Genomic DNA, 23,263 nt, shown 5'->3' with positions numbered 1-23,263 from the left:
CGCCCGTTAAGCCTGGAAGTGCATGGTGACGGAAGCGCATCCCTGCACCAATTTTAGGCGATTGCCCCGGCGCGGACGCTGACCACGCGGTACCATGTCAATCGTCTTGAATCGTCATAGACGCTGAGCAGTGGCTTGGGCCGAGTCAGTGAGCTGCGGCAGAACTCCGCCACGCTCCAAGTCAGGCAATTCCATGGAGCTACGATACGGTAAGCCTGCGTATCCAGAGTTGCGGGTCGTGGTTCGATTGTATGCGCAGAAAGGCGTATTGGTCGAAAGCTTCGTTGACGTTGAGAATGGCCGTACTCAGATTGTCGAGAACCAAAATAGCCCTGCCTTCTCGTACAAGCAGAACCAGGTGGTGTTCTCCGGTTGTCCGAATGCCAACCTCCGCAAGGAGAAGAGACGAACTTGGCCAACCTGCTCGCAGCAGAAGATGGCGCTTTGTCACAGCATAGTCCGCGCAGTTTCCCTCGCTGGGAAAGATCTGCCAGTCATGGTCATTCCGGCTTGCCGCTAACGCCTTCGGCATGATGCTTAAATTGACCATGGAATTGATCTGGTTGAGCTGTCGCCATCGCTGACTACGAGAACGGAAATCTGTGATGCGCAGATCGCCATGTTGCTGGCAATCTTCGGGATATCGGACGCAGAACAGCGCGAACGAAAGGGGAGCGGCGACTTGCTGTTCAAAACCGCAATAGGCCGGTTGGCCGCACATCCAATACATTATTGCAAGTGTGCTTGCAGCATATCGGATCATCACTTGGGTGCCTGACAGAAACGACTACACCATCGCTCCATATTGCAGGCGCAAAAATGGGAACGCCATATCAATTATGGGGCAACTGATGCCTAGCCTTGAAGCGTCGCTGCCGCAGCTGTTTGCCTAACCAACAACGCGGCGCTGGCGCGCGAACGTGGGGCGCAAGGACGCAATCACCGCTCCAGAGAAACGGGGCAGACTTCCCCCTGAAAAATTGGCTTCGCTGTCCAGAAACCTGCTTAGTGCACTGAGGGCGCCAGCGTGGTTTCGAGCAGCCGCCGGCCCAATTTGCGGTGCCCATCGCGGCGGTTGTTGGACCCGCATAATCAAGCCGAGCGACAACATAGCTGCGATTAGCCAGAGATCGTCATGACGGGCTAGCCTTGTTATTCGTGCCGCCTGAGCTTGTAGCGGTCGCTAGGAGCAGACGGTAGAGCCGAGCCGGTCATCCGCGTGATACGATCTTAGTCATTGCCTGAGTGATACCGACGCGCGCCAGAGTGACGACCGAGATCCCGCAGACACCTCCAGCCACTTTGACCAGCCCATCCATGAGGTCACCATGCCTATCAGCAGTCAGCAGCTGCAAGGCCTCCAGGATAACTGCGCTGCCGACGACGATTAGAGTTATGAGGATAGTGCGATTTGAGTAGGCCAGCACGAGCACGAGGCCGAGGATGAAGAATCCGGCAAAGCGCTCGAACTGAGGGGGCGCGATCATGGGACGATCGTGAATGGGAGCGAGCGTCACAAAAATCACGAGGGCGAGAGCCAACCATCCCGCCGCGAGATACAGTTTGGCCATGTCTGTTTTCTAGAGTTCGAGATCGGTGAATGAGCCGAGGTGCGAACATTTGGCCTTGTGTCGTGAGGATTATCAAGCTTGTTCGACGATCAAAAGATAAGCAGATCGCAGCACAGTCGGTCGGCAGAGCCTGCTGCTCCTGCTCATCATCCCGTCCTGCCGTTTATTGAAATAACCTAGCGGGGCCTCGTCAGTAAGACCTCTCCGTAGAAAGGTAGTTGTCGCCTGGCCGATTTGTGCGCCCACCAATATCGGAAAGCTTTGACATTCTCGACCGTCGAATGTTGCTGCTTTCCTTCAGCAACATCAAGCGCCGAAGTTGTGCTCCGTTCAGGAGCGGGTCGAACAGGACGAGGATCTCCCGCGCTTGGACGTACACCTCCATACTGATGGCGTGTTGATCGAAACCGTACGATCGAAGGCGGGCTTCGATGTCAAGCGCAGCAGCGCCGTCCAGTTGCCAATCCAGGGCGTTGTTGATGGTATAGATTTCGGCGACGTCCTGGAATTCTGGCGAAGCCAATGGAGTTCGGTACCCCCTCTTGAGGAGCCAACTTGCGCTCGCTCGCCCGCTCGGAACTCCGCTCGACTCCGAGGCTGATGCGGTAAATCGGATCGGCACAAGCATCGTCTTACGTATTAAAACAACTTTCAGATAGATGTACGCAAATATCCGTACGGCCAGAACAGTTATTGATCGCAGCGCCGATTGCGCCGAACCTTGACGCCGACTGGGGCCAAAGCCGAGGGAGCGGCTGATGCCAGAAACTCTCCAAGAGCAACTAGATCACGTTGAGCGCGAGATTGAACAGTACATTGAATTCGAAAAGGCAGAAAGAACTCGCTTCAATCATGAGTCTCCCTTATGGACCGCGGAGGATCGGATCGAATGGCAGGAGACACAATCTGACATTGCCCAAAGACTTCGCGAACTCTTCGAAATACGAGACGCATTGCGCGGCCAGCTAGACCAGTAAAGCCGCAGTCGGATGTTGCTCCAAAAAGGAACAAGAGAAAGCTTTGATTGAGAAACAACCTGTGGCTCGGTCGCATCCGCCAAGCCCGCCAGGACATGCTTATTGCATTGATGGAATGTCCGAATACGAGGCTGGCGAAGCGTCTTGCTGGATTGAAGCGCTATGAGAGACCGATTCCGGCCGCACAACGGCGGGTCCTGAAGCGCTGGCTGAAGCAGGAATGACAATGAGGGGGAAGGGCAACAGCAAACGTTGGCGTTTTGAGAGCTCGTCAAAGTCCAGCTCTGTCGGAGGAATCTTGCGGCTTTTCAGGTGGCCGTCGGAGCACATTGTCATCCGAGAGAAGCCAGGCAGTAGGCCAAGCCAAAAATTCTCCTACTAGTCGATCGATAGCTGCTCTTCTCGGGGCTCGCATGGCGGAGTCGGCTCACGTACCGGAAGCGGCCCGAGCAAGGCAAATGGACTAAGGCAGCCTGGACAGAAGCGGATGAGCCCACGCACGGATATCGCTGGGGCTACCGCGCTCGTCTAAGCCGACGTGGAGTCATGCCATGCCTCAAGCCCGCTCTCGACCGCTCTTGGTTCGTTGCTGTGCTTCTGCATGAACCGGTGAAGCTTGGCGGGCACCAGGTCCCGGATGCACATGCACAGCCTTGGCCGCCAGCGGTTCACCGCATTCAGAGCAGACCATCACGGGATCGAACATCCTCTTGCAGCTCTTGTGCTCGTGCAGCATCGGCCGTCCGCGCGAATCGACCATGTGCACGTTGCCCCAGTGCACGATCGACATGATGATTGGGTACAGATCCAGGCCCTTCTGCGTCAGGATGTATTCGTAACGCTTTGGTGCGTCCTGATAAGGAATTTTCCGCAGCACGCCGAAGCGCACCAGCTTCTTCAGCCTGTCGGCGAGCAGATGGCGGGTAATCCCTAGCGACGCCTGGAAGTCGTCAAACCGTCGGATGCGAAGAAAGCACTCGCGAAGGACAAGCAGACTCCAACGATCGCCGATCACAGCGACGGTGCGGGCCAGGGAGCACGGCTCCTCTTCAAGCGCATCCCATTTCATCAAATTCCTCCACTTTTCCGACTGCCGTAAAATAAATTCTAAAACAGAACTTATATGATTTCAATAGGATACCTTCTCGAGCGGTATTGGATGACGAATATCATATTGACAGTTCTATAACAGAACTTATCGTTCGGGGCCGGGTCAGAACGAGGCGGCAGTCGAACGAACCGCCAGTATCGAAGGGAAGAGCGCTCCATGGTTGCTGCGTTGAAGGCTGAGTTTCACTTCGATTTCGGGAGCCCAAACGCCTATCTGGCCGAGCTCGCATTGCCGGATATCGAGACGCGCACCGGGATCAGGTTTGACTATGTCCCGGTCCTTCTTGGCGGCGTCTACAAGGCGACGGGCAACATGTCTCCGGCGGACTCACTTCGCGGGATCAAGAACAAGCCGGAATACAATGCGCTCGAGACCGCGCGCTTCCTGCGCCGCCACAACGTCACGAAGTTCACGCCGAATCCGTTCTTTCCGGTGAACACGTTGAGCCTGATGCGCGGTGTCGTCGCGGCGGAATTTGAGGGCCTGTTCGAGCCCTATTTCCGCGCCGCCTATCATCATATGTGGGTGGAGCCGAAGAAGATGGACGACCCGCAGGTATTTCGCGCGGCTTTCCTGTCCTCCGGTCTCGATATTGACCGCATCATCGCGCGCGCCCAGCAGGATGACGTCAAGAAGAAGCTGATCGAGAACACCACGCGCGCCGTGCAGCGCGGCAGCTTCGGCTCTCCGACCTTCTTCGTCGGCGACGAAATCTATTTCGGCAAGGACAGTCTGCGCGACGTCGAAGAGGAAATCCTCGCGCAGCTCGCCAGCGCCCGGCGCAAGACGGCGTGATCATAACATCTAGGCAAAACTAACAGGCAAAAAGCCGTTTCTCAGGGAGGGTGCCGTGGTCTCATTGACCCAGGAGACAGTCGGGAGCGTGGACGGTCTGCCGAGCCGGATCCATCACGTGATGGCGCCGCATGTCGCAGCAACGCCGGATCGCGTGGCACTGGTCGACGACACGGCGACGCTGACCTATCGTGAACTTGATGCGGCGGTTCAGGCCACGGCTGACAAGCTGCGTGCGCTTGGCATCCGCGCCGGCGACCGCATGATGATCGTCAGCGAGAATTCGATTCCACTCGCCTGTCTGCTGCTCGCCGCGAGCTTGCTCGATGCCTGGGCGATCGTCGTCAATCCGCGGCTGTCCCCGCGCGAGGTCGACCAGATCCGGGATCACAGCGGCGCAAGGCGGGTGTTCTTCACTGCCGGGGTGTCGCAGGAAGCCGCCACCCATGCTGCACGGTGCGATGCGCCGGTGCAGGAGCTTGGGCCGCTGCGCGATATCGGCGTGACCGCGCTGAACACGGACACGGCGGCGGAGCCGGTTGACGCCGATGGCGCCAAACAAGTCGCAGTTCTCATCTATACCTCTGGCACTACGGGCACGCCCAAGGGCGTAATGCTGACCCACCGCAACCTCCTATTCAGTGCGCGCGGCACCGCCGCCTGGCGCAGGATGACCGCGGCTGACGTGCAATATTGCGTGCTGCCGATCTCGCACATCGTGGGCATCTCGCTACTCACCATGACCTTAATGGTCGGCGCCAGGGTGCGCCTGGTAGCAAAATACGATCCGGCAGCCCTGGTGAAGGCGATGGCGGAGGAGGGCATCACCATCCTCAACGGTGTGCCTGCGACCTATCAGCGCCTGCTGGAGTACCGCCGCAATGCTGGCCTGCCAAAGCTCGATCGCGGCGCCCTGCGCTTGATCGCGGTGGCCGGCGCGCCGCTTGACCTCGAACTCAAGTCGCGCGTCGAACAGGAGCTGGGCCTACCGCTACTGAATGGCTACGGGATCACGGAATGCTCACCGGGCATCTCGGGCGTGCGGAGCGAGTCGCCGAGGGCGGATCATGCGGTGGGGACCGTCCTGCCGGGCTTGGAGGCCAAGCTCGTGGGCCGCGACGGCAAACCAGTGGCGGCGGATGCGGTCGGTGAACTCCATGTCCGTGGGCCGAACGTGATGCGCGGCTATTATCGGGCACCGGATCTGACCGCGAAGGCGATCGATCCCGATGGCTGGTTCAACACCGGCGATCTGGCTCGCTTCGAAGGCGATGTTCTCTACATCGTTGGACGCACCAAGGAGATGATCATCCGGTCAGGATTCAACGTCTACCCGGCTGAGATCGAGGCCGTGCTGAGCACGCACGAGTCGGTGGTGCAATGTGCCGTCGTCGGCCGGCCGGTCGAGGGCAATGAGGAAGTTGTCGCCTTCGTCCAGCTCATCCAGGGTTCCAAGGCGACTGCGCAGGATCTGCTGGCCCACATTGCTCCGCAACTTACCTCATACAAGCGACCGTCGGAAATTATCCTGATCGACGCGCTGCCAGCGACGTCCACCGGCAAGATACTGAAGCACAAACTGGCTGAGTCCCTGCGCAGTCCAGGCTGACGCTCTGCCTCACAAAGAGGTCTCTCGCAACGAAGGAAAAGGCCATGCAGAAGAGAAACGCGACCGCAGCCGTGATCGGTGCAGGAGACTACATCGGTGCCGAGATCGCCAAGAAATTCGCCGCCGAGGGATTTTCGATCTATGCCGGCCGCCGCAACGGCGACAAGCTCGCGCCGCTGGTCAAGGACATCGAAGCCGCGGGCGGCGAAATTCACGCCCGTTCGCTCGATGCCCGCAAGGAGGAGGAGATCACCTCCTTCCTGAATGACGCCGACAAGCATGCGCCGCTCGAGGTCTGCATCTTCAACATCGGAGCCAACGTTAACTTCCCGATCCTCGACACCACCGAGCGGGTGTTCCGCAAGGTGTGGGAGATGGCCTGCTATTCCGGTTTCCTGGCGGGACGTGAGGCGGCGCGGCTGATGACGGCTCGCGGCGGCGGCAAGATCTTCTTCACCGGCGCGACCGCGTCCTTGCGCGGAGGCAGCGGTTATGCCGCCTTCGCCAGCGCAAAGTTTGGCCTGCGCGCGGTCGCGCAGGCGATGGCGCGCGAGCTGGGTCCGAAGAACATTCATGTTGCCCATCTCATCATCGATTCCGGTGTCGATACTGAGTGGGTGCGCCAGCGCCGCATCGAGGCGCTTGGCCCCAACGCGCTTGACAATCCCGACCTCTTGATGCCACCGGCAGCCGTCGCCGGCGCCTACTGGCAGCTCTACCAACAGCCTAAGACCGCATGGACGTTTGAGCTGGAGATCCGTCCATTCGGCGAGAAGTGGTAGGGAGCCGGTTCGATGGAGTTGGCATTATCGCCGGAAGATGCGGCGTTTCGCGACGAGGTTCGTGCATTCATCAGGGATCATTACCCCGAGGAAATGCGCGTTCCGAACCCCGAGACCGATCTGACCAAGGAACAGTCGCTGCTCTGGCATCGCATTCTCTACAAGAAGGGCTGGATCGCGCCGCTATGGCCGAAGGAATATGGCGGCCCCGGCTGGTCGATCACACAGCGCTTCATTTTCGAGCAGGAGACCTCTCGGGCCGGCACGCTTCCGCCGCTGGCCTTCAGCGTCACCATGGTCGGACCCGTCATCTACACCTTCGGCAACGAGGCGCAGAAGACAAAATTCCTGCCACGGATCCTGTCCGGCGAGGATTGGTGGTGCCAGGGCTATTCCGAGCCGGGCGCCGGCTCGGACCTTGCGACCGTCAGAACCAAGGCGGTGCGTGACGGCGACCATTATATCGTCAACGGTCACAAGACCTGGACGACGCTGGCGCAGCATGCGGACTGGATCTTCTGCCTTGTGCGCACCGATCCGAACGCGAAGCCGCAATCCGGCATCTCCTTCCTGCTGATCGACATGAAGTCGCCCGGCGTCACGGTGCGGCCGATCATCACGATCGACGGCAGTCACGAGGTCAATGACGTCTTCCTCGAGAACGTCCGCGTGCCGGTGGAAAATCTGGTCGGCGAGGAGAACAAGGGGTGGACTTACGCCAAATTCCTGCTCGGGAATGAGCGAACCAGCATGGCCGGCATCGGCCGGTCGACCCGTTATATCCAGAAGCTGAAGCAGATCGTAGAGGCCGAGATCCCGGCCGACGATCCAGCGCATCTCGAATTTCTGCGCGACATCGCCCGCGTCGAGCTCGACGTTTTGGCGCTGGAGGCGACCGAGCTGCGCGTCGTGGCACAGCTGGCGCGCGGCATTGATCCCGGCCCTGCGGCCTCGCTGTTCAAGATCCGCGGCACCGAGATTTTCCAGGACATTACGGAGCTCACGCACCGCGCCATCGGCAATTACGGCCTTGCCATCCGCGAACATCCGGTCAGCGCCAATCGCTTCATGCCGGGCCCCGACTACGGCCATACCGCCTCGGAGAAATATCTCAACGCGCGCAAGCTCAGCATCTACGGCGGATCCAACGAGATCCAGCGCAACATCATCGCCAAAGCCGTGCTCGGGCTCTAGCCACACGGATCGGGAGGAGCGGATGGATATTCAGTTCACGGAAGAGCAGGAATTGCTGCGGTCCAGCGTGCAGCGCCTGCTGCGCGACCAGTACGATTTCGAGGCGCGGCGCAAGATCGTGGCGAGCGAGGAAGGCTTCAGCCGCACGCAGTGGGACGCTTTCGCCGAACTCGGACTGCTCGCCGCGCCGTTCTCCGACAGCGCCGGTGGTCTGGGCGGCGGCCCATTAGCGACCATGATCATCATGCATGAGTTCGGCCGTCACCTCGTCGTCGAGCCTTTCGTCGAGACGGTGGTGCTGGCCGGCGGCCTGATCGAGCACGCCGGCACGCCCGAGCAGCAGCAGGCCTTCATCCCCGGCATCATCGACGGAAGCAAGATCTGGACACTGGCATGGACGGAGAAGGAATCCCGTTTCGACCTTGCCAAGGTGACCACAAGGGCGCGGCGCGAAGGGAGCGATTACGTTCTGACCGGCGCGAAGACCATGGTGATCGCGGCGCCCTGGGCCGACGATCTCATCGTCTCGGCACGGACCTCCGGCGACGACCGTGACCGCGGCGGAGTTAGCCTGTTCGTGGTCGACCGGCGCGCCGCTGGACTAGATCTCCAGAGCTTCAAGACGATCGACGGCCGCAGGGCCGCCGAGATCAGCCTGCGCGAGGTCCGCGGGCAATTGATCGGGCGCGAGGGCGACGGCGTCGCCTTGCTGGAAGCCGGTCGCGACCGCGCCATCGGCGCGCTCTGCGCGGAAGCCGTCGGCGCCATCGGCGAGCTGAACGCCGCGACACTGGATTATTCGAAGACCCGCAAGCAGTTCGGCACCACCATCGGCTCATTCCAGGTTCTGCAGCATCGCATGGTTGACATGTTCATTGCCCATCAGGAGGCGCTCTCCCTGATGCAGCATCTCAGCCTGAACCTCTCCGCCCGTGATCCCGGCCTGTCGCGGCTCGCCTCAGGCGCCAAATCAAAGATCGGCTATGCCGGCAAGTTCGTCGCCGATCAGGCCGTGCAGCTTCATGGCGGCATGGGAATGACCGACGAGCTCAACGTCGGGCATTATTTCAAGCGTATCTCCTCCATCAACATCCAGTTCGGCGATCCCGCGTTCCACGTGCTGCGCTATGCGCAGCTGGACGCGGCCGCGTAAACAGAAGAGGTCAGCATGACGATTGAGGCTGTCATCGTTTCCACCGCAAGGACCGCCGTCGGCAAAGCCTATCGCGGCGCCCTCAACAACACGGACGGCCCGACCATGGCCGGACACGTGATGGCCGAAGCGGTGAGGCGCGCGGGCATCGCGCCGGACGAGGTGGAAGACGTGGTCATGGGCTGCGCCATGCAGCAAGGGACCATGGTGATGAACGTGGCCCGCAAGGGCGCGATCCGCGCGGGCCTGGCGGTTACCGTTGCCGGCACTACGATCGACCGGCAATGCGCGTCTGGCCTGCAGGCCATCGCGGTGGCCGCACGGTCGGTCATGCTTGACGGGGTCGAGGTCGCGATTGGCGGCGGAATCGAGTCGATCAGCCTCGTGCAGAACGAGCACATGAACAAGTTCCACGCCATCGATGACGAGCTGATGGCGATGAAACCCGAAATGTACATGTCGATGCTGGATACGGCGGAGGTCGTCGCCGAGCGCTACAAGATCGATCGCGACAAGCAGGACGAATACAGCCTCGAGTGCCAGCGCCGGGTCGGCGCTGCGTTGCAGGCCGGCCGTTTCGACGACGAGATCGTGCCGTTCACGACCAAAATGGCGCTCCTCAACAAGGACACCAAGGAGGTGACCTACGAGCAGGTGACGCTCGCCAAGGACGAAGGCCCGCGGCCGGAAACCACCGCCGAAGCTCTCGCCAGGATCAAGCCGGTGTTCGAGGGCAAGACCATCAGCGCCGGCAACGCTAGTCAGCTCTCGGACGGCGCCTCGGCCTGCGTGATCATGAGCGACAAGATCGCAGCCAGGAAGGGGCTGAAGCCGCTCGGCATCTTCCGCGGCTTCGTCGCCGCCGGCGTCGAGCCGGACGAGATGGGTGTCGGCCCGGTTGCCGCGATACCGCGGCTGCTCAAGCGCCATAATCTGAAGATCGACGACATCGATCTCTGGGAGCTGAACGAAGCCTATGCGGTGCAGGTGATCTATTGCCGCGACAAGCTCGGCATCGATCCGGACAGGCTCAATGTCAATGGCGGCTCGATTGCGATCGGTCATCCCTACGGCATGACCGGCTCGCGCCTCACCGGCCACCTTCTGATCGAGGGCCGACGGCGCAAGGCGAAATACGGCGTCGTGACCATGTGCATCGGCGGCGGCATGGGCGCGGCCGGTCTGTTCGAAATCGTCCACTGAGCGGCAAAGGCGGGAGATCATTCGTGAAGACAGCAATCACTGAACTGTTTGGCATCCAGCATCCGATCATCCAGGGCGGCATGCACTATGTCGGCTTTGCCGAGCTCGCCGCTGCGGTATCCAATGCCGGCGGCCTTGGCATCATCACCGGCCTGACCCAGCGGACGCCGGAATTGCTGGCGAAGGAAATCGCGCGGTGTCGCGACATGACCGACAAGCCGTTCGGCGTGAACCTCACCTTCCTGCCGACCTTCTCGGCGCCGCCGTACCCCGAATATATCGCGGCGATCAGAGAGGGCGGCGTCAAGGCGGTCGAGACAGCTGGCCGCAGTCCGGAACAATACATGCCCGCGCTGAAAGCGGCGGGCATTAAGGTGATCCACAAATGCACGTCGGTTCGGCACTCGCTCAAGGCCGAGAAGATCGGCTGCGATGCCGTCAGCGTCGATGGTTTCGAGTGTGGCGGCCACCCCGGCGAGGATGACATCCCGAACATGATTCTTTTGCCGCGGGCCGCCGATGAGCTCAAAATCCCGTTCGTTGCCTCGGGTGGCATGGCCGATGCGCGCAGCCTCGTCGCTGCGCTCTCGATGGGCGCCTCGGGCATGAACATGGGCACCCGCTTCGTCGCCACCAAGGAAGCGCCGGTCCACGACAATGTGAAGCAGGCCATCGTCAAGGCCAGCGAGCTCGACACCGTGCTCGTCATGCGCGCGCTGCGCAATACCGAACGCGTCCTCAAGAACAAAGGGGTCGCCCAGCTCGTGGAAATCGAGCGCAGCAAAGGCGCCAGCCTGAAAATCGAGGACATCCACGATCAGGTCGCCGGCGTTTACGCCAAGGTGATGGTCGACGGCGACATGGACGCCGGCGCCTGGAGCTGCGGGATGGTGGTCGGCCTCATCGACGACATCCCGACGGTCAAGGAGCTGATCGATCGCATCATGAGGGAAGCGGAGACGATCATCCGTCAGCGGCTGACCGGCTTCCTCGACGGCGAGGTCGAGACGGAGAAGGCGCGCGCAGTCGCCTGATGCTGTGCCTCCGGGCACGGCATGGTCGCGAGCCGGTATGACGTGCCGGCCGAACATGGAGATCTGATCGCATGGGTGCACCTGTCTGTCTGATATCCGGCGTTGGGCCAGGCACGGGATCGGCGCTGGCAAGGCGATTCGCCGAGGGAGGATACCGCCTCGCGCTTCTCGCCAGGAATGAGGAGCGCATCGCCGCGCTGGCGCAGGAGCTACCGGGCGCAAAAGCGTATCGATGCGACGTGTCCGATGCCGCGCAAGTCGAGGACGCGGCAACCGCCGTCGAGCGAGATCTGGGCAGTCCCGGTGTCGTCATTCACAACGCGGTAGGTGGCGCGTTCGGCAGGTTCAGTGAGATCGATCCGCAAATTCTCAATCGGAACTTCCAGGTCAACACGATGGGGCTGCTCTATCTGGCGCGGCGGTTTGCCCCGACCATGACGCAGGCCGGCCATGGGGCCATCGTCGCGACCGGAAACACATCGGCGTTGCGGGGCAAGCCGGGCTTTGCCGGCTTCGCACCGACCAAGGCGGCACAACGCATCCTTGCCGAGGCAATCGCGCGTGATCTCGGACCACAAGGCGTCCACGTCGCCTATGTCGTCATCGACGCCGTGATCGACCTTGAATGGACGAGGAAGCGTTGGCCGGACCGGCCGGACGACTTCTTCATCAAGCCGCGGGCAATCGCGGATGAGATCTGGCATGTCGTTCACCAGGACCGCAGTGCCTGGTCGTTCAATGTGGAGATCAGGCCGTTCGGTGAAGCCTGGTAGTTGGTAAGTCAGCAGACCGCCGCTCAAATCATAACAAGCTCAGGAGGGAATTTAGATGTTAATGAGGAAACTCGCGCTTTCCATGGCCGCGCTTGCGGCATTTGTCGCGATGCCGGTTCATGCCGACACGCCCGGTGTGACGGAATCGGAAATCAAGGTCGGGGCGACTTTCCCATTCAGCGGTCCCGCGTCTCCGCTCAGCAACACCGGCAAGAGCCTCATCGCCTACGTTCGTTCGATCAACGACCGTGGCGGCGTCAATGGCCGTAACATCAACCTCATGACCTATGATGATGCCTACAGCCCGCCGAAGGCCGTCGAGCAGACCAGGAAGCTGATCGAGGGTGACGAGGTGGCATTGCTGTTCAGCCCGCTCGGGACACCCGGTCTCAGTGCGACCGTGAAATATGTGAACGGCAAGATGGTGCCACACCTTTTCGTCGTCAGCGGGGCGACCAAGTTTGCCAATTTCACCGACTTTCCGATGACGACCACGGGACTGCCGAGCTACAACACGGAAGGCAAGATCTACGCGAAGTACATTAGCGAGACCAAGCCCGACGCAAAGATTGCGATCCTGTACCAGAACGATGACCTCGGCCGGGATTTCGTCGCGGCGTTCAAGGAGGCGCTGAAAGCCGATTTCGACCGGAAGGTGGTCGCCTCGCCCTACGATGTTACCGAACCCACCATCGAATCTCATGTGGTGTCGCTCAAGGCCTCGGGGGCCCAGGCCTTCGTGATCGCGGGCACGCCGAAATTCACCGCTCAGGCAATCAAGAAGGCGAGCGAGATCGGCTGGTCGCCGCTGACCATCATCAACTATGTCTCGAGCTCGGTCTCCGCTACCATTGTGCCTGCCGGAGCGGACAAGGCGGTCGGGGTTATTGCAGCGACTGTAACAAAGGATCCGAACGACAAGCGGTGGGCCGACGACCCGGGTATGAAGTGGTATCGCGAACACTTCGAGAAATATCTTTCCGGCTCCGACATCGGCGACAACAACTACCTGTTCGGGACTCAGCAAGGTCAAATCCTGGAGCAGGTGCTCAAGCAATGCGGCAACGATCTGTCGCGCGAGAACATTCTGAAACAGGCGCGCAGCATCAAAGGACTCGTGCTTCCGACGCTGATGCCTGGTATTGCGATCAACACCGGCCCGAGCAACAGTATGGCGTACACGCAGCTTCAGCTGCAACGCTGGACCGGAAGTTCCTGGGAGCAGTTCGGCAGTGTTCTGAGTGCCGACCAGAACTAATCAGCACTAGGGCGCCCGTGATGCCGGGCTCTCCGTATCGGAGTTGGGGGGCCTGGAGATTGATTTTCTACCTCAAAGACTCCGCTTCGACACGGTCGGCTGACCAATTTCAGCCGAGCATTCTCGGACATCCAGAAATCGCGGATTAGTCAGTGCAGTCGAGGTTGATGGCATCACAGGCGCAAAATGGAAGCTCCAATTGTTTTCTTTCACGCATGAAGCGCCTAATCAGCTTCAGCGGATCAGCTCCGAGTGCCTCGGCAATGCTCGATGACGTCAAGGCGCCGATCGCCACCTTCGTACTTGGCTACGAAAGATTGCGGTTTGCGGAGTTTCTGGACAAGCGAAAACCGCCGCCAGCGGTTGCCCACATGGCGGCGGTTCACTGAACGAAGCTCGGCTCCGACCGCTACGGCGCGTTACCGCACGTACCAATATCCCCACCAGCGCTGGGACACCGGCCGTGCCTGTGCCTTCATCGCTGCGACTTCCCCGACCGGGCGCAGCTGCGGGCCATAGACCGCCGGCGGGTAGACGTCGTCCCAGAACACAAGTCCGCCCTGGGCGGCGGCCGCCCGGTGTGACGGAGCAAGTGCGAGCTCGGCGGCCGGCGCCATGGATGTCGCCAAAGTGAGGCCGAGGGCGGCCAGGGCAATGGATGGAATAAGGGGCCGGAAGTTCATTGGATTGAATCCCTCATCAAATGCGATGGGTGATAATGCGACGGGTTCCGGATGGTTGCAAGGGCACGTGCTGGCCGGTTTGACGCCGAATTTCCGGTTGCGGGGCGCACAGTCTCGCCGAGGCGAGTCGGCCCGATCGCGACGGGCCTTGATGCGTCGGTGCGAGAACGTCTCTTAGATATGTCGTCGCCATATATAGAGTGTTCGAGGACCTCCTCCGGCCGAGACGAGATCAGCCCGAGGCCGGCAGCGTTGCCGCGCGCGCGGCATGCATGCAAAGGAGACCGAACCTTGAACATTTTTTCGGCGCTCGTGAATCCTCGAGAACCATGATGTCGACACACTGCTCACTCTTGATAGGACGCGCACGATCCAGGACGACTCCCAGGACGACTCTCATGACTTCTGCGTTTGTCTCTGCTTCCATTTTCGGCGCTGGTCTCATTCTCGGATACGCGCTACGCGCCTGGCGCGTCCAACGAAGAGCCGTGAGCTCATCCAGCAGCGCCTCGCGCCGGGCCTCGCGGCCCGCTCCGACCTCGACGTTCGGCCACGCCCGGCGAGCCTTTTAGGCATCATCCCATTCGATGACGGTATCCAGCTTCACACTGAACCCGGTGGGACATGACGACATGAGTGAGCCCAAGAAGGATGCGCCGCGACGCTACATCGTGGATGGCGCCGGACAGCGCGTGCTTGTCGGTCTGACGATCTCGGAAACGATCGAGTTCGAAGCGCTGGACAAGCCGGACACCCGTCCCGGCGCCGAGCTGCTCGGGGAGGCGGCGCGCGTCCGAGAGGCCAGGCATGGCGAACGTTGGGTGGAGCTCTACGTCAAGCACGAGCGAGCCTGGAGCGACTGGATGGCCCAGACGCGTGCGCGGCCGGCGCAGCCGACGTTGCTCAACTAGAAATCGCGAACGTCCATTCCCTCCCTGAGACGGTCTCGCGCATCGGTGGCAGGAGGCTGAAGCTCATCACACCGCGAGCATTCGGCTTCCCTGGATGCTCATCAGGGTGAGGTTACCGGTCGCATAGGCGCCGGTGTCGATATTGGCGCGGTTGGCCAGTAGTTCGGCGCTGCGGACCGGCGTATGGCCGTGGACGATATATTTGCCGAACTGCTCCTCGCTCTGCAGGAATTCCTCGCGAATCCAGAGCAGATCGCGCTCGGTCTGCTCGGCGAGCGGCACGCCCGGGCGAACGCCGGCGTGGACGAAGAAGAAGTCTCCGCAGCTGAAGCTCAACCGCAGATTGTCCAGGAATTCCAGATGCTCGGTCGGCATGGCGCGAATCAAGTCGCGCAGGATCGATGCTGGCTCGTCGCGCTTGAGATCGGGGGGAGCAAGCCCGTAGGACATCAATGTCTGGGTCCCGCCGAAGGCAATCCAGTCCTCGAATAGGGAAGGATCTTCGAACACCCTCACCAAAAAGGCCTCGTGGTTGCCCTTGAGGAAGACCGCATTCCCCCGCCGGCTCCGCTCGACCAGGATGTCGAGGGTTGACCGCGTATCCGGGCCGCGATCGATGTAATCGCCCATAAAGACTTCGATGGCATAGCGCGGCCGGCTCCGCGCAACGTCGGCGTCGATCACCCGCAGCATGGGCTCGAGCAGATGCGCGCAGCCGTGAATATCCGAGATCGCATAGATGCGGACGCCGTCCGGCAATTGCGGTTTGGGAAGCGACGGCTGGGATCGCGAGAAAGATTTCATGGCGCTCATCGATCGGGTGGTCGGAAAAATATCCCCAAGTCACCGGCACCGGAGAGCGTCCATCCAACGCGAACAACGCGAGTTCCGTGGGGCCGCAGCTCGTTGTCGGTGCCGATCACGCCAAAAGAAGGGCACGGCATTTTTTGCCGACTTGTTTCATGGACTTCAGGAACGAGAGGGGTCCGCAGGAATTGCATCGCTGGCTCGAAGCATGCAGCAAGTCTGCATGACTCGTTGCAGATTCTCGCATACATCCGCAGATAGAAATCCCTGGAAACTCTCGCAAGTGATCCGATGTTTGCGTTCGTCGGCAGCAAGCAGCGCCTCAAACTTCAGCGAACAGCGGCCCGTGCAACGATGGCGTCGCATTGGATGCGGAACTTGATTCAAAATAGGGCAGTTCGCTCGCTCGTATGTCAGCACTGTGACGACATTTTCAGCGCACCGAATTTCGCCGCGCATCTCAACGCGACACATCGTCCGTGCGCCGCAAAAGTTTCGCGTGCAGCGCCACAATGTCGCTGCGATCGACCAACACTTTCCGTGCGGGGAATTGACGAGTCTTCAGCATCACGATGAGCGTCAGGCACTCTCTCGATACGCAGAGGTTCGAATGGCTGTTGCAACTTACGGTTCTGAAAGCGCTCATGCGCTGTCATCTGCGCGCGGCAGTGCGCTTCAGAGGCCCTTTCAGGTCGTCGTCATCGCTGCTGATTTTCTGTTGATCCTGCTGAGTTACGCGGCGGGGGCTTCGCTGTATGGCGTGGCGGTCGCGTCGCCGCCCGAGGGTGCATCGGTGGGAGCCGGATTGTTCGTCGGTGTGGTGTTCGTCGGGATCGCCTATTTCCGGGACGTCTATTCCACGCACCGCTTGCTCAATCTGGTTTGGCAGCTTCGAATGGCGGCGTTTATCTGGTTGACGTCGCTCACGATCCTCGCCGTTGCGGCCTTCCTGCTGAAATCGACGGACAATCTGTCGCGCGGCACCGTCATCGTCTTCGCCGTGATCGGCGGGCTCGGCCTGATCAGCCTGCGCTTCGTTTGGCAGGCCGTGTTCGGCACGAGCTTTGCCAGAAGCCGCCTGGTCGACCGCAAGGTGATCCTGCTCAGCCTGAAGCCGCTCGACTTCACCTCGAGCCGCTTCAAGGATTTGCGCAGGAACGGCTTCGACGTCATGCGCCATTTCGTGCTCGGAGAGGATCGGGATGACGGCCAATGGGAGCGGCAGATTCGCGACGTCATCCGTCAGTCGCGCGCGGCCAATGTCGACGAATATCTGCTCGCGATCGACTGGAACGAATTGCCGATGCTGCGCAAGCTCGGGCCATATTTGCGCGCCGTTCCGCAGCCCATTCGCCTGCTGCCGGACGATTCCGTTGCCGACCTCGTGACCCGTCCGTTCCTGCCGGTCAGCGGAACCGTCGCGGTCGAGATCCAGCGGCCGCCGCTCACCATTCTCGAGCGGCTGCAGAAGCGCTGTCTCGACGTCGGCGTCGCTCTGTTCGCGCTCGTGCTGCTGACGCCGCTGCTGCTGACGGTAGCCGTGCTGATCAAGCTGGATTCGCCGGGAAGCGTCATATTCCGGCAGTCGCGCCGCGGCTTCAACGGCAAGCCGTTCGAGATCTGGAAGTTCCGCACCATGACGGTGTCCGAGAACGGCGAGACGGTGACCCAGGCGACCAAGGGGGATGCCCGGGTCACCAAGATCGGGCGCTTCCTGCGCATGACCAGCATCGACGAGCTGCCGCAGCTCTGGAACGTGCTGCGTGGGGACATGTCGCTGGTGGGACCGCGTCCACACGCGCTCGCCCATGACAATTACTACGACGAGCTGATCAGCAAGTATGTCTACCGCCATCACATGAAGCCGGGCCTGACGGGCTGGGCTCAGGTGAACGGATTCAGGGGCGAAACGCCAACGATCGATCTGATGGAAAAGCGGGTCGAGTACGACGTCTGGTACGTCAGCAATTGGAGCATCTGGCTCGACCTGAAGATCATGGCCCGCACCGCGTCCGCCGTGATGTTCCAGGAGGCCTATTAGCCGCTCGATCTCTCAATCGCCGGAAACCTCCGTCCCGGGGCTCAGGTTCCATTTCGCGGCGGCCTGCGGAAGAGCCGCATGATCGCATCGCGCAGCGCGAGCAGCGGCGGCACGAGCACGAAGAAGGCTCCCATTGCGACGGAGACGATGACATGGCGGATCGAGAAAGGCTCGTCCTGCTCGATCTGGCGCCGGCTCGGGTCGATGGGCGCGGGTGAGAGCGTCGTCGCCATGGGGTGGCGGAGCGGCTTGCGTGGAGGGACCACGATCAACACGAACAGGATGTTGAGCAGGACCCAAATAGTCAAAATCGTCAGGACGATCAGCATCCGAGCCTACCGGAAAAATAACTGCGAGTAATGAGCCGAGATTAGCCCCGGGGAACGGAGAAAGAAAGATGCCTAAAGTTTCGGCATTTTCAGGCCTCAAGGCTCGGATTGTCTCGTCTTATCGATGGACGATGGCCCAAAAGCGCACTCTCTTGGCGACCACCGTATCCGTCAATCCTTGCTTTTGGCTAGAGCAATAACTGCAAGTTGTGGATTCCGGACGAATACGGAGCCCGCGAGCAGGTCCGGAGCGCTCGCCGCATCTCGGTCCGTGCGCGAGGGCGCACGGGATGCCCTTCAAGCGACCGCCAAGCACGAATAAGGCCCGCTGCCAATCGGCAACGGGCCCGAGCTCATTCCAGTTGTTCAGTGGGAGCGGCGCCTCGCCTCCGCCTAGGCGTGCTCGACGTAATAGCTGTTGTGGTGCTTGCCCTTGTAGGCCTCGATGCGCTTGAGCATCTTCGGGTTCGCGCGGTTGAGCACGGCGCCGATCAGCTTCTTCTGGAGGACTTCCGAACCCGAAACCGACTCCTGCAGAGCGGTTCGCGTGGTCTGGCCCCATTCGATCACGTAGACCATGGCGTCGATCAGGAAGCTAACGGCCTTGGAATCGGCCACCGGCATCACCGGGGCGAGATCGATCACGATGTACTCGTAGTGCTCCCTCAGCACCTTGAGCAGCTCGGCCATTGCCTTGGATCCGATGACGTCGGCCGAATTGACCATGCGCGAGGCCACTACGGAGGGCAGGAAATCCAGTCCCGTCTCCTTGCTTCGCTGCACGTGGTAGCCGAGGTTCGCGGGATCGTTGAGAGCCTCCACGAGGCCGGTCTTGGCGTTGGGCGCGAGCTCCCGCGTCAGCGAGCGCGTGTGCAGATCGCCGTCGATCAGAACCGTGCGATGCCCGGTGAGGGCGATCAGCTGCGCGAAATTGGCGGCCACCGTCGTCTTGCCCTCCTTTGGAAGCGAGGAGACGATGCCGATCACCTTGATCTCGCGGGTCAGACGCGCGACGTCGATCGAAACCTTGATGTTGCGCAAGGTCTCGGCAAAGCGTGAGAACGGATGATCGACGACGTAGCGGGAGAGATCGGGAGGGCCGGTCTTCGCTGACGTCGAGAGCAACGCGCCGGCCTTCGTCGGCGGACGTATGTCCGGCAGCACGCCGAGGCATTTCACGCCGAGCTCATCCTCGACCTCGCCGGGGGTCCGCAGCACGTCGCTCAGCAGTTCACGCGCAAATGCCGCGCCGAAGCCGAGGCAGAGGCCGCCGACCAGGCCGCCCACGAGGGCGAGGACCGTTCGCGGCGAGCTCTTGCGGTCCGGCTTGGTGGCGGTGCTGATGAGGCGGGCCTCGCTGAGGGGAAAGCTCTGGTTCTGCGTCGCGCTCTGCAGCTTTTCCAGGAAGTTGTTGTAGAGATTGCGGTAGGTGTCGGCGGCACTTTCGAGATCGCGCAGCTTGACCTCGGCCTGGCCCTTGTTGCCGGCCTGGGCGACGAGCTCCTTCACGTTCTTCTCGAGCGAGGCCTCCCGGCTCTTCGCGATCTCGTAGTCGCTGCGATAGGCGTCTGCGATCCGACGCAGTTCGTCGGCGATGTTCTTGCGCAGCTCCTCCATCTTGTTGGCCAGATTGACCGCCGCAAGGTGGGACTTGCCGTAGCGCCTGGACCAGTCGGCATATTGCGCCTGGAGGTCGAGATATTGAGCGCGCAGACGGGTGATCACCGAGTTGTTGAGGGCGTCCGTCACGGTTGATTGCGCAACATCCTGATCGGAGATCGTGTCGATCCGGTCAAGCCGGGCCTTGGCTTCGGCGGTCGCAGCCCGCGCCTGAACTAGCTGCGTGTTGAGGTCCGACAATTGCTGCTCGGACATCAGGCCGCGGCTGGTTCCGACGATGTTGTTCTCGGCCTTGAAGGTCTGGACGGCGCGATCGCTGGCCGATGCCTGCTCGCTCAGCTCGAGGCTGCGCTGCTGCAGCCATTCGGTGGCCCGCTTGGTGGACTGATATTTGGCCTCCAGGGCGCCGACGAGATAGGCATTGGCGATCGCGTTGGCGATCTTGGCGGCTTTGTCGGGGCTCCGCGCTTTATAGCTCAGCGACAGCACATATGTCGTCAGCACGCGCTCCGTACGCAGATTCTTCTGAATCTGCTGGACGACTGCATGTTCGATTCGCTCCTGGCTTGCTGGTTCGCCGGAGCCGAATAGCGAAGTCAGCTTGCCGATGATGATAGAGAGCAGGCCGGGCTTGGAGCCGTTGAACTCCGGGTCTTCTGTCAGCTTCAGGCGGCGGACGACGGACAGAATGAGGTCGTCCGAGTTGATGATCTCCACCTGGCTGTCGACGTAGCCCGTGTCGATCAGCGCGCTGCTGGCGTTGCTGTCCTTGTCCAGAACTTGCGTCTGCCGCGTATCCATCATGATACGGGCATTTGCCGTATACATGGGCTGCGCCATGGCCAGGTAGACGATCACCAGGGCCAGCGAAGCTCCCGTACAGACCGCGATGATCGGCCATTGGCGGCGAAGGACGTCGGCCACGCGCTCGAAGCTGAGGACCGCCCCGCCGAATTCGATGCCGAATCGGTGCCCCGACTGGAAATGTTCCCTAGGCTGGTACATGTGCTAATTCGCTGCCTTTGACGATCATGGATCAATTCGGAAGGGGGACGGGCTTGAATGGATTGGCCAGCTTGGTCCTCCACTCGCCTTCGAGCAGTGCTCCGCCACGGCCCGGCTGCGGCGAGGTCTTGATTTGCGATTGGGCCTGGACGCCGGAGCCGTCCTCTCCGGCGCCGGAATAACCGGCCTGCACGTTGAGATCGCCGATCCGCTGCACGAAATCCCTGATCTTGCGCGCGGCGTCCGGCTTGGTGGACGTGCAACGTGCTTCGGCAAGGCGCAGCGCAGCGCCGATGGACGAGCGATCGGCCGAAGCCGACGCCGAGATGAGCGTCTGGACGGACGGCAGCACCGACGGACTCGTCGCGACATAGCGCGCGAGCCAATACCGCAACTTCTCCTTGTCATTGCGCAGCCGCTCGAGGAGCGAGGACGGCGACTTCACGAAGGTGTCGAGTTCGAGTTGCGAGGCGCGGTCCGAGAATTCGACGCACTGCGCGCGGCAAGCAGCAGCGCTCGACACGATCAGCGCAGAACCAATCAAGACAATCGCTAGCCATCGCGGCTGCGCATGACGACGTGTTAGTCCGCGGCCCATCCGTGTTCCTTGCTTCTGTTGCAATAAGAGAACAGGCGAAACTTGACAGGTAACTGTGTCATCTTTTTGTGCGACGCAAAAGCTGGTGCAAAGCTGGCGACAAAACAAACGCGAGCCCGCTTGTTCGCCGGTTGCAAAAACAAGTTCTACAATGCCTGCGAGATCGGCAAATCACGCCCATGAATGTTGCAACCTGAAAACATATCGGGCACTCGCGCAGCCGCTCGTCGCAAAACCGACACACAAGTCACGACGCGCGTTTATTGTTCCCCATTGGCGAAAGATTTTTTCGCGCGACATTGGCACGCAGCAATCAATGTGCTGCAAGGGCCTCGATCGCAACAGTGCCGAATTTCGCGCACACTTTGCGCGCAAATACTCGCAATCATCCCATGTCGATTGGCTTGCGCGCCGAAGCAGGCGCACGTCGGATGAAAAGTGGCATGAACTTGGCGCTCGCATGTCCGAATGATCTGCAAGCTTTGAAATTATTGTCGGTCGTCATGCATCGAATGCGGCTCCGCGATTGCAGAGATTGATCACGCGTTGAGACCTGATACACACTGCTGCGGTGCAACAGCTACGGAATGTTGATGTGACGGAGTTGGTTCATCGTGAGAAGGCGCACGTCCTGCCGCTCGACAGCATCCGGGGGATCGCCGCGACTTCCGTGGTGATCCACCATCTGCTGCTGATGCCAACCTTTCTCGCGGCATTCCCGCACAACGCCTGGATCAACTGCTCCTTCTTCAGGAGTGCATGGCTGCTGGTCGATCTGTTCTTCGTTCTCAGCGGAATGGTCATGGCGCTCAGCTATGTCGAGAACGACTTCACGCGCTTCTCGCTGCGCGAATTTATGGTACGGCGCCTGGCGCGAGTCTACCCGCTGCATATCGTCATGCTGCTGGCAAACCTCGTCTTTCGCCTGCTGCGCATCGGCCTGGTCATGGCGGGGGTGGTCGTCGCCGCGCCTGCGGCGTTCGAAGTGAACAATGCCTATTCCTTCGGCCTCAACGTCCTGCTTCTCCACTCGATGGGGTTCATCGACTATCTCAGCTGGAATGCGCCGAGCTGGAGCATCAGCGTTGAGTTCTACACCTACCTGGTGTTTGGTCTGATCGTTCTCATTGCCCTGCGCATGCGCTCGCTGGCGTGGTTCTATGTCCTCTCCGGGCTGCTCGCGGTCGGAAGTCTCGTCTTCATCATCTTCGTGCTCGAAAAGAAGAGCATCGAGCTTCAGACGGATTTCGGCTTGCTACGCTGCTTCGTCGGCTTTTTCCTGGGCGTCTTGATGGTGAGGATCGTCGATCGCCTGCCGGCCAAGCCGGGGCCTGCCGTGCAGGGCGCATTGCAATTCGTCGCCATGATCGCGAGCATCGTCCTGGTGTCCCTGGCGGAGGCCAATCCTGCCGCGACCTTCCTCGCGCCAGTGATGTTCGCGATCTTCCTCGGCAGCCTGCTGGCCTTTCCGGATGCGCTGCTGGTGCCGCGGATCCTGGTGGCCAAGCCGCTGATCTGGTTGGGGCGTCGTTCGTACTCGATCTATATGGTGCACGCGATCGTGGTGCTGCTGGCTGAATACTTCGTGCGGGGCGTGGGGGCGGGGCGAATCGCCGCCCTGGATTCGATCTGGGCAGGCCTGCCGGCGACGCTGAATCTCGTCGTTTCACTGGCCGCCGTGCTCGCGGTTTCGCACCTCACCTATCTCTATGTCGAAATTCCCGGCGGCAGGCTCCTGCGAAATGCATTCGGAAGCCCCCCGGATTTTGCGCCATCCCCCGCCCGATCGGCGCGGCTGAGCAGCTGAGC

General features: G+C 61.0%; 23 protein-coding genes and 1 pseudogene. 14 read left to right on the top strand and 10 right to left on the bottom strand.

Annotation, left to right across the window (positions count from 1 at the left end; all coding sequences use genetic code 11):
- Positions 1 to 199: 199 nt before the first annotated feature.
- The 3 genes from I6F12_RS34355 to I6F12_RS34345 form a co-directional block, all read right to left on the bottom strand.
- Positions 200 to 763, bottom strand: coding sequence for a transglutaminase-like cysteine peptidase (locus tag I6F12_RS34355; RefSeq protein WP_225128170.1), 564 nt, complete (start codon positions 761 to 763; stop codon positions 200 to 202).
- Between the two features lie 448 nt (positions 764 to 1,211).
- Positions 1,212 to 1,571: a VanZ family protein gene (locus I6F12_RS34350; RefSeq protein ID WP_225128168.1), complete on the bottom strand. Its 360-nt coding sequence runs from the start codon at positions 1,569 to 1,571 to the stop codon at positions 1,212 to 1,214.
- Positions 1,572 to 1,761: 190 nt separating this feature from the next.
- The gene (locus tag I6F12_RS34345; protein ID WP_225128166.1) at positions 1,762 to 2,094 is read right to left on the bottom strand and encodes a hypothetical protein; all 333 of its coding nucleotides are present in this window, start codon (positions 2,092 to 2,094) and stop codon (positions 1,762 to 1,764) included.
- 235 nt (positions 2,095 to 2,329) lie between these two features.
- Here I6F12_RS34345 and I6F12_RS34340 point away from each other — a divergent pair, with 235 nt between their 5' ends.
- Both I6F12_RS34340 and I6F12_RS34335 read left to right on the top strand, forming a co-directional pair.
- Positions 2,330 to 2,548 carry a hypothetical protein gene (locus tag I6F12_RS34340; RefSeq protein WP_225128165.1) on the top strand — a complete coding sequence of 73 codons (219 nt, stop codon included), beginning with the start codon at positions 2,330 to 2,332 and terminating at the stop codon, positions 2,546 to 2,548.
- Between the two features lie 47 nt (positions 2,549 to 2,595).
- Positions 2,596 to 2,772 carry a hypothetical protein gene (locus I6F12_RS34335; RefSeq protein ID WP_225158285.1) on the top strand — a complete coding sequence of 59 codons (177 nt, stop codon included), beginning with the start codon at positions 2,596 to 2,598 and terminating at the stop codon, positions 2,770 to 2,772.
- Between the two features lie 332 nt (positions 2,773 to 3,104).
- Here the strand turns inward: I6F12_RS34335 and I6F12_RS34330 are convergent, their stop codons facing one another.
- Positions 3,105 to 3,617: a helix-turn-helix domain-containing protein gene (locus I6F12_RS34330; RefSeq protein ID WP_225128164.1), complete on the bottom strand. Its 513-nt coding sequence runs from the start codon at positions 3,615 to 3,617 to the stop codon at positions 3,105 to 3,107.
- 198 nt (positions 3,618 to 3,815) lie between these two features.
- Between I6F12_RS34330 and I6F12_RS34325 the strand changes: the two genes are divergently transcribed.
- From I6F12_RS34325 to I6F12_RS34285, 9 genes are all read left to right on the top strand, one after another.
- Entirely contained in the window at positions 3,816 to 4,454 is a 639-nt protein-coding gene (locus I6F12_RS34325; protein ID WP_225158284.1) for a 2-hydroxychromene-2-carboxylate isomerase, read from the top strand.
- An 88-nt stretch (positions 4,455 to 4,542) separates the two neighbouring features.
- Positions 4,543 to 6,063, top strand: a complete 1,521-nt coding sequence (locus I6F12_RS34320) for an AMP-binding protein (RefSeq protein WP_345944201.1) — start codon at positions 4,543 to 4,545, stop codon at positions 6,061 to 6,063.
- A 44-nt stretch (positions 6,064 to 6,107) separates the two neighbouring features.
- The gene (locus I6F12_RS34315) at positions 6,108 to 6,845 is read left to right on the top strand and encodes an SDR family oxidoreductase (protein ID WP_225158283.1); all 738 of its coding nucleotides are present in this window, start codon (positions 6,108 to 6,110) and stop codon (positions 6,843 to 6,845) included.
- A gap of 12 nt (positions 6,846 to 6,857) precedes the next feature.
- Positions 6,858 to 8,039, top strand: a complete 1,182-nt coding sequence (locus I6F12_RS34310; RefSeq protein ID WP_225158282.1) for an acyl-CoA dehydrogenase family protein — start codon at positions 6,858 to 6,860, stop codon at positions 8,037 to 8,039.
- A 22-nt stretch (positions 8,040 to 8,061) separates the two neighbouring features.
- Positions 8,062 to 9,192 carry an acyl-CoA dehydrogenase family protein gene (locus I6F12_RS34305; protein ID WP_225128160.1) on the top strand — a complete coding sequence of 377 codons (1,131 nt, stop codon included), beginning with the start codon at positions 8,062 to 8,064 and terminating at the stop codon, positions 9,190 to 9,192.
- 15 nt (positions 9,193 to 9,207) lie between these two features.
- Entirely contained in the window at positions 9,208 to 10,395 is a 1,188-nt protein-coding gene (locus tag I6F12_RS34300; protein WP_225158281.1) for an acetyl-CoA C-acyltransferase, read from the top strand.
- Positions 10,396 to 10,418: 23 nt separating this feature from the next.
- Complete coding sequence (locus I6F12_RS34295; RefSeq protein ID WP_225158280.1) at positions 10,419 to 11,429, top strand: nitronate monooxygenase family protein; 1,011 nt, start codon at positions 10,419 to 10,421, stop codon at positions 11,427 to 11,429.
- 71 nt (positions 11,430 to 11,500) lie between these two features.
- Complete coding sequence (locus I6F12_RS34290; protein ID WP_225128156.1) at positions 11,501 to 12,202, top strand: SDR family NAD(P)-dependent oxidoreductase; 702 nt, start codon at positions 11,501 to 11,503, stop codon at positions 12,200 to 12,202.
- A 55-nt stretch (positions 12,203 to 12,257) separates the two neighbouring features.
- Complete coding sequence (locus tag I6F12_RS34285; RefSeq protein ID WP_225158279.1) at positions 12,258 to 13,460, top strand: ABC transporter substrate-binding protein; 1,203 nt, start codon at positions 12,258 to 12,260, stop codon at positions 13,458 to 13,460.
- A gap of 145 nt (positions 13,461 to 13,605) precedes the next feature.
- Here I6F12_RS34285 and I6F12_RS34280 read toward each other — a convergent pair.
- Together I6F12_RS34280 and I6F12_RS34275 are read right to left on the bottom strand one after the other, a co-directional pair.
- Positions 13,606 to 13,804 (bottom strand): annotated as a pseudogene (locus I6F12_RS34280) (hypothetical protein); the annotation flags it as partial.
- 75 nt (positions 13,805 to 13,879) lie between these two features.
- On the bottom strand, positions 13,880 to 14,089 hold the full coding sequence (locus I6F12_RS34275; RefSeq protein ID WP_225158278.1) for a hypothetical protein: 210 nt from the start codon (positions 14,087 to 14,089) through the stop codon (positions 13,880 to 13,882).
- Positions 14,090 to 14,775: 686 nt separating this feature from the next.
- Here I6F12_RS34275 and I6F12_RS34270 point away from each other — a divergent pair.
- Positions 14,776 to 15,054 (top strand): hypothetical protein, encoded by a 279-nt coding sequence (locus I6F12_RS34270; RefSeq protein WP_036013999.1) that lies wholly within the window; start codon positions 14,776 to 14,778, stop codon positions 15,052 to 15,054.
- 66 nt (positions 15,055 to 15,120) lie between these two features.
- Here I6F12_RS34270 and I6F12_RS34265 read toward each other — a convergent pair whose 3' ends face one another.
- Positions 15,121 to 15,858, bottom strand: coding sequence for a metallophosphoesterase (locus tag I6F12_RS34265; protein WP_225128149.1), 738 nt, complete (start codon positions 15,856 to 15,858; stop codon positions 15,121 to 15,123).
- Between the two features lie 613 nt (positions 15,859 to 16,471).
- On the opposite strand from I6F12_RS34265, the gene I6F12_RS34260 reads away from it, so the two are divergent.
- Positions 16,472 to 17,902: an undecaprenyl-phosphate glucose phosphotransferase gene (locus tag I6F12_RS34260; RefSeq protein ID WP_225158277.1), complete on the top strand. Its 1,431-nt coding sequence runs from the start codon at positions 16,472 to 16,474 to the stop codon at positions 17,900 to 17,902.
- Between the two features lie 41 nt (positions 17,903 to 17,943).
- On the opposite strand, the gene I6F12_RS34255 is transcribed toward I6F12_RS34260, so the two are convergent.
- The 3 genes from I6F12_RS34255 to I6F12_RS34245 all read right to left on the bottom strand — a co-directional run bounded on the left by I6F12_RS34255 (position 17,944) and on the right by I6F12_RS34245 (position 21,400).
- Positions 17,944 to 18,231 (bottom strand): hypothetical protein, encoded by a 288-nt coding sequence (locus tag I6F12_RS34255; protein WP_036013954.1) that lies wholly within the window; start codon positions 18,229 to 18,231, stop codon positions 17,944 to 17,946.
- A gap of 393 nt (positions 18,232 to 18,624) precedes the next feature.
- The gene (locus I6F12_RS34250) at positions 18,625 to 20,856 is read right to left on the bottom strand and encodes a Wzz/FepE/Etk N-terminal domain-containing protein (RefSeq protein WP_225158276.1); all 2,232 of its coding nucleotides are present in this window, start codon (positions 20,854 to 20,856) and stop codon (positions 18,625 to 18,627) included.
- A gap of 31 nt (positions 20,857 to 20,887) precedes the next feature.
- Complete coding sequence (locus tag I6F12_RS34245; protein WP_225148852.1) at positions 20,888 to 21,400, bottom strand: hypothetical protein; 513 nt, start codon at positions 21,398 to 21,400, stop codon at positions 20,888 to 20,890.
- A gap of 625 nt (positions 21,401 to 22,025) precedes the next feature.
- Here I6F12_RS34245 and I6F12_RS34240 point away from each other — a divergent pair.
- A complete protein-coding gene (locus tag I6F12_RS34240) occupies positions 22,026 to 23,261 on the top strand; it encodes an acyltransferase (RefSeq protein WP_225158275.1) in 1,236 nt (411 codons plus the stop codon).
- The last annotated feature ends 2 nt before the right edge of the window (positions 23,262 to 23,263 follow it).

Source organism: Bradyrhizobium sp. IC4059 (assembly GCF_020193615.1).
GTDB lineage: Bacteria > Pseudomonadota > Alphaproteobacteria > Rhizobiales > Xanthobacteraceae > Bradyrhizobium > Bradyrhizobium yuanmingense.
Note: the sequence above shows the minus strand (reverse complement) of the source record. Positions and strands in the feature narration are given on the sequence as shown.

Bases quoted from the DNA above. Each gene is read 5' to 3' on its own strand.
- I6F12_RS34315 (WP_225158283.1), top strand. From the start codon at position 6,108: ATGCAGAAGAGAAACGCGACCGCAGCCGTGATCGGTGCAGGAGACTAC.
- I6F12_RS34285 (WP_225158279.1), top strand. From the start codon at position 12,258: ATGTTAATGAGGAAACTCGCGCTTTCCATGGCCGCGCTTGCGGCATTT.
- I6F12_RS34350 (WP_225128168.1), bottom strand. From the start codon at position 1,571: ATGGCCAAACTGTATCTCGCGGCGGGATGGTTGGCTCTCGCCCTCGTG.
- I6F12_RS34265 (WP_225128149.1), bottom strand. From the start codon at position 15,858: ATGAAATCTTTCTCGCGATCCCAGCCGTCGCTTCCCAAACCGCAATTG.
- I6F12_RS34290 (WP_225128156.1), top strand. From the start codon at position 11,501: ATGGGTGCACCTGTCTGTCTGATATCCGGCGTTGGGCCAGGCACGGGA.
- I6F12_RS34340 (WP_225128165.1), top strand. From the start codon at position 2,330: ATGCCAGAAACTCTCCAAGAGCAACTAGATCACGTTGAGCGCGAGATT.
- I6F12_RS34310 (WP_225158282.1), top strand. From the start codon at position 6,858: ATGGAGTTGGCATTATCGCCGGAAGATGCGGCGTTTCGCGACGAGGTT.
- I6F12_RS34325 (WP_225158284.1), top strand. From the start codon at position 3,816: ATGGTTGCTGCGTTGAAGGCTGAGTTTCACTTCGATTTCGGGAGCCCA.
- I6F12_RS34250 (WP_225158276.1), bottom strand. From the start codon at position 20,856: ATGTACCAGCCTAGGGAACATTTCCAGTCGGGGCACCGATTCGGCATC.
- I6F12_RS34355 (WP_225128170.1), bottom strand. From the start codon at position 763: ATGATCCGATATGCTGCAAGCACACTTGCAATAATGTATTGGATGTGC.
- I6F12_RS34260 (WP_225158277.1), top strand. From the start codon at position 16,472: ATGGCTGTTGCAACTTACGGTTCTGAAAGCGCTCATGCGCTGTCATCT.
- I6F12_RS34255 (WP_036013954.1), bottom strand. From the start codon at position 18,231: ATGCTGATCGTCCTGACGATTTTGACTATTTGGGTCCTGCTCAACATC.
- I6F12_RS34305 (WP_225128160.1), top strand. From the start codon at position 8,062: ATGGATATTCAGTTCACGGAAGAGCAGGAATTGCTGCGGTCCAGCGTG.
- I6F12_RS34330 (WP_225128164.1), bottom strand. From the start codon at position 3,617: ATGAAATGGGATGCGCTTGAAGAGGAGCCGTGCTCCCTGGCCCGCACC.
- I6F12_RS34300 (WP_225158281.1), top strand. From the start codon at position 9,208: ATGACGATTGAGGCTGTCATCGTTTCCACCGCAAGGACCGCCGTCGGC.
- I6F12_RS34270 (WP_036013999.1), top strand. From the start codon at position 14,776: ATGAGTGAGCCCAAGAAGGATGCGCCGCGACGCTACATCGTGGATGGC.